The organism is Exiguobacterium sp. SH0S7, assembly GCF_004337195.1.
Classification (GTDB): Bacteria; Bacillota; Bacilli; order Exiguobacteriales; family Exiguobacteriaceae; genus Exiguobacterium; species Exiguobacterium aurantiacum_A.
The window spans coordinates 1-4100 of the sequence record NZ_SJVA01000023.1 but is presented as its reverse complement, the minus strand read 5'-3'; the positions used below and the strand labels follow the sequence as shown (position 1 = coordinate 4100).

5 protein-coding genes are annotated in these 4100 nt (G+C 44.4%); 1 reads left to right on the top strand and 4 read right to left on the bottom strand.

What is annotated here, in order from left to right; all coding sequences use genetic code 11:
• The coding region (locus EVJ22_RS15110) for a protein rep (RefSeq protein ID WP_158625542.1) at nt 1-599 on the bottom strand (599 nt) is incomplete at its 3' end.
• Between the two features lie 346 nt (nt 600-945).
• On the opposite strand from EVJ22_RS15110, the gene EVJ22_RS15505 reads away from it, so the two are divergent.
• On the top strand, nt 946-1194 hold the full coding sequence (locus EVJ22_RS15505; protein ID WP_158625541.1) for a hypothetical protein: 249 nt from the start codon (nt 946-948) through the stop codon (nt 1192-1194).
• A 235-nt stretch (nt 1195-1429) separates the two neighbouring features.
• On the opposite strand, the gene mobV is transcribed toward EVJ22_RS15505, so the two are convergent.
• From mobV to EVJ22_RS15095, 3 genes are all read right to left on the bottom strand, one after another.
• Complete coding sequence (gene mobV / locus EVJ22_RS15105; protein ID WP_131444261.1) at nt 1430-2860, bottom strand: MobV family relaxase; 1431 nt, start codon at nt 2858-2860, stop codon at nt 1430-1432.
• A gap of 205 nt (nt 2861-3065) precedes the next feature.
• Nucleotides 3066-3593, bottom strand: a complete 528-nt coding sequence (locus EVJ22_RS15100; RefSeq protein WP_131444259.1) for a hypothetical protein — start codon at nt 3591-3593, stop codon at nt 3066-3068.
• A gap of 10 nt (nt 3594-3603) precedes the next feature.
• The coding region (locus tag EVJ22_RS15095) for a protein rep (protein WP_158625540.1) at nt 3604-4100 on the bottom strand (497 nt) is incomplete at its 5' end.

Here is a 4100-nt window from a genome sequence, read left to right as displayed (position 1 = left end):
TAGTCTCCAGTGACTTCACGCCACATTTCCAACCAATCATCACGTTTGATGTAATCTCGAGAAGAAAAGTACGACTTCTTGACCGCCAACACGACGTGGAAATGGGGATTGTATGTATCGTAAGTCGGGTTCTCATCTCCGACTTTCAGCCCCAGTCGTTCATAGTACGCTTGCTTCTTCTCGAACAACGGTGTCGTGATTAACGGGTTGCTGTCGTAGGTCATCTCCAACTTCCGAGCGTAGCCCTGAATCACCCTTTTAAGTTTTCTCCGCATGAACATTTTGTGGAACGCTTTGTTCATCATCGCAATTTCTGACTTCACCTCGTCCGCGCGAACGTTCGGGGTAGTCAAAGTCAGGAAGAGATACTTCACATCGTGTTCCGTATGCATCGCTTCCATCACCACGGAAAGCGCCATCGCATCTTTCCTCGCCTTTCTCCAAGCGCAGATCGGACAGAAGCGATTCTTGCAGTGATTGCCACCGACCATCTTCTTCTTCTCCTTGTCTGCTGTGGAAACATACAGGTTGAACGTGCCACACTCCCTGTACAGTTCCTGCATTTTTTCGGAAAGATGATTCTTCGTCAGTTCGTACATTCGTAGGTTGTCGAGTTTTTTTGGTTTGATTTGTGCAATAGGGTCTTGTATTTTGGGTGTCATTTTGTCTATAATCCATGTTGAAGCACCGTTTTGTGGACTACACAAAAAGGGTACTTAACAGCATAAGCTAAAGGACTTGCCTCCGTTTCTCGATTTAGTTTTTCAGTGTGGTAACTAAAATGCTAAACGAGTATACACGGAAACGCAAGTTTTTTTCTTTCTAAACCATTGGGGCACAAGGGATTTACTCACTTGTCCGCCCCTTTTTTTGCGCATAAATAGTTACCCTTATTATCAAGATAAGAAAGAGCACAAAATCAAAGCCTTACTTTAAAGCTTCAAATTGAATAAAATTGTCAGTAAAGGTGGTGATAAAATTATGATACCAAGCGTTGAATTAACACTATTGAACGGTGAAGTTATACTTCTAGAGTCTACTACTTGGGATATGTTCATTGACGAATTAAATGACGACAAGACTTACATAGAGCAGTCCCTAATACATCTTTTCAATGATGATAAGGGTGACCAAACTTTCTTAGTGATGAAAAATCAAATTGTTATGGCAAAACTCTTAGAGAAAAAGAACTAAAAAACTAATCGACTCCCCAACCCCTCGATCCCGAGGGGCTCCCTCGCCGGTTGGCAGGTTTCGCCGTGGGGACACGGCAAAACCAAACGAGAGGGTCTTGGGGCTTTCCAGATGGTCAACTCTTATACTCACAACGAAAGACCCTCTAGGACGCTTCAAAAGCGTCTTAGAGGGTCTAATTCGTTATTCCGTTACGTTGACCACCGCAATGGCCTGGAATCGCTCATACGGGCTTTTAACGCTCCATATCGAGTAAATCCTTCCGCAACTCTTTCCGTTGCTCCTCGAGATCGCCTTTCGCCTTGTCGAAGCCTTTCTTCTCGAACTCGTTTTGGAAATCCACGTCCTGATTTCTTCCCAGCCGATCCTTCGCTTGGAATTTGGCATAGCCAATGACCTGATCCATTTGTTTTGGCGACAATCGAAGTTCGGGTTTGACCAACTGTGTCATGAAGGCTTTGATTTTCTCGACGATCTGCTTGAAGAACTCGACCTCTCGTTGAAGCTTGCGGTTCTCGACCCGCAACCCTCGGAGTTCGTTCAACTCCTTGTCCTTCGACTGATTCGACTCTTTCAAGGACTTGTTCTCTTTTTCCGATGCCCGCAGCGCCCGCTGCATCTTCTCCGCAGACTCTGCTCGCTTCTTCAATTCCTCGAACGTCTCGCTCGCCATCGTCACCTTTTTCAGCAGGTTCGGCTTCAAATCCAAGTCGATCCGCTCGTCGAAGTTCAACTCTTTGAGCGAATCGATTCGCTCTTGGAGTTGTTTTCCGTAGTGATCGAGGTCTCTCTTGGTCGATTCCAGTTGGGTTTTCACATCATCGGTATCGAGAATCAGGTGTTCACGATGTAGATTTATGTCGTATTCGAACTTGGAGACTTCCTCTTGGATCATCGCGATCTTCCGATCCGTTTCTTTTCGAACCGTCACGATTTGCTCGTCCGACTGCTTTTTCACCTTGCTGACTTCCTCGGTCGCTTTCATTTTTTCAGTACGGACGCCCGCTCGGGTGATAGAATACTCCAAGTCGAGGTCATCGACTTGTTGCTTGAGTGCCAGGACTTCTTGCTTCATGTCCTCTCTCACCTTGTATTCGTGGATATTCAGCTTCTCCATCGTTTTCTCTCCGCTCGCCCGTACCACGTCGAAGCCACGCTGTTGGAGATACCTCGGCAGTTGGTCATGGATTTCCCTCAACGCCCTCGGCCCCATCACCGTCCTTGCCTGCAACTTCCCGTTTTCCTTGTTCACGGGCATGAAGTGAAGGTGCATATGGGGTGTGGTCTCGTCCAGATGAACTTTGGCACTCATTACGTTCTCCTTGCCGTACCGATCACAGAAGTATTCATAGCAACTCTTGAAGTATTTCTCATGCTCCTTATCCGTCATCTTGTCGGCTTCTTCTTTCGGGATCGTGATGATGTTGGAATACAGGACGACCGAATTTTTCTGAACACGGCTGCCTTCTTTTTTCAGTTCGTCCCGTCTTTCTTTTGTCCGTTCATAGAGACCGACATTGCTTTTGACGAAATCATAGTTGAGGTGGGTTCGGGTTGGATCGATCCGTTCATTCTTGATTTTGCCCTCTCGTTCTTGTTCTCGTTCTTTGCCTTTCACGTCACTCATTTGGTTTTTTTGAGCGTTCCAAGCGAATTCGAATGCCATGGTTTTTCCTCCTTATGTACGACGAGAACCGAGGTGGAACGAGGGGCGGAATTCGTCGGGCTGTTTTTAAGAGTATAGCCCGCTATACTCTTGCAAGCAAGAGGCGGTCTCTACGAGGTGAAAACCAAGGGCTGTTTTTCGTGCCACCGCACGAAAAAAGGCAATGCTTAAGCATTGCCTAAAGACGAAAACCAACTCGAAATAATTATCTTTTCTTCACATTTCTACGCTTATTATTTGAATTACTTTTCCCGCCACCTTGGAATTGTTTCCCCTGCGTACCAGATTGCTTATTCATAATTAATTGCTTCATAATCTCGCTGGTATCTTCTCCTCTTTCTGAAGCACTAAGTGCATTTATTAAATTCATCATGCCATTTTCTCCACTCATGATATCAGTCAAAAATCGATCTGTATGTTTCAATATTCTTTCGTCCTCAGCAGAACTCATTTTGATTTTTGCTTCAGCTTGAGCAGCAGTAACTTTCATTCTAGTTTCAGCCTCAAGTTTTTCTAAAGAATGCTTGTGCTCTATTTCCTTAAGCTTTAATTCTTGTTCATATTGAATTTTCAAACTTTCAATTTTTTCTTCGTACACTTCTTCTTGCTTACTTTTCTCTAAATCTTTATCGATCATTTTTTGTTTTAATACACTATTCGCATTGAATTTCGCAATGAAATAACCAAAAAGCCCGGTAATTACACTAGATAAAAGTGGAAGGTAATCAGCCACAACAGTCCTCCTAATCCAAATCAAATTCATCATTTTTCCGGTTGTTATATCTCTGTTTTTCATGCTCTGTCAGTTCAATGTATTCTTGTACAAAATCCGACTGATTGGCTCGCCACCTCGCCATGATTTTGTAGAAATACTCGTTGCCGTCTCGGACCATGTAATGGTCCAACTCGCCATCTTTGAACTTCGTCATGTATTCCTTGAAGAGACCACTGAAAGCAATAACTTGCTTTCCCTTCAAGGAATTATAAAACGTATCGAAGACCTCTGGGCTTACGCCCATCTCACTGCTCTTGGCCGTGTATTTCGAAATTTCAGCTACCGCATTGCCAGTCTGTTTCTCTTTGATTCGTTCGATATGGACTTGGGTGATCGTGTAGTCTCCAGTGACTTCACGCCACATTTCCAACCAATCATCACGTTTGATGTAATCTCGAGAAGAAAAGTACGACTTCTTGACCGCCAACACGACGTGGAAATGGGGATTGTATGTATCGTAAGTCG

Bases quoted from the DNA above. Each gene is read 5' to 3' on its own strand.
- mobV (WP_131444261.1), bottom strand. From the start codon at position 2,860: ATGGCATTCGAATTCGCTTGGAACGCTCAAAAAAACCAAATGAGTGAC.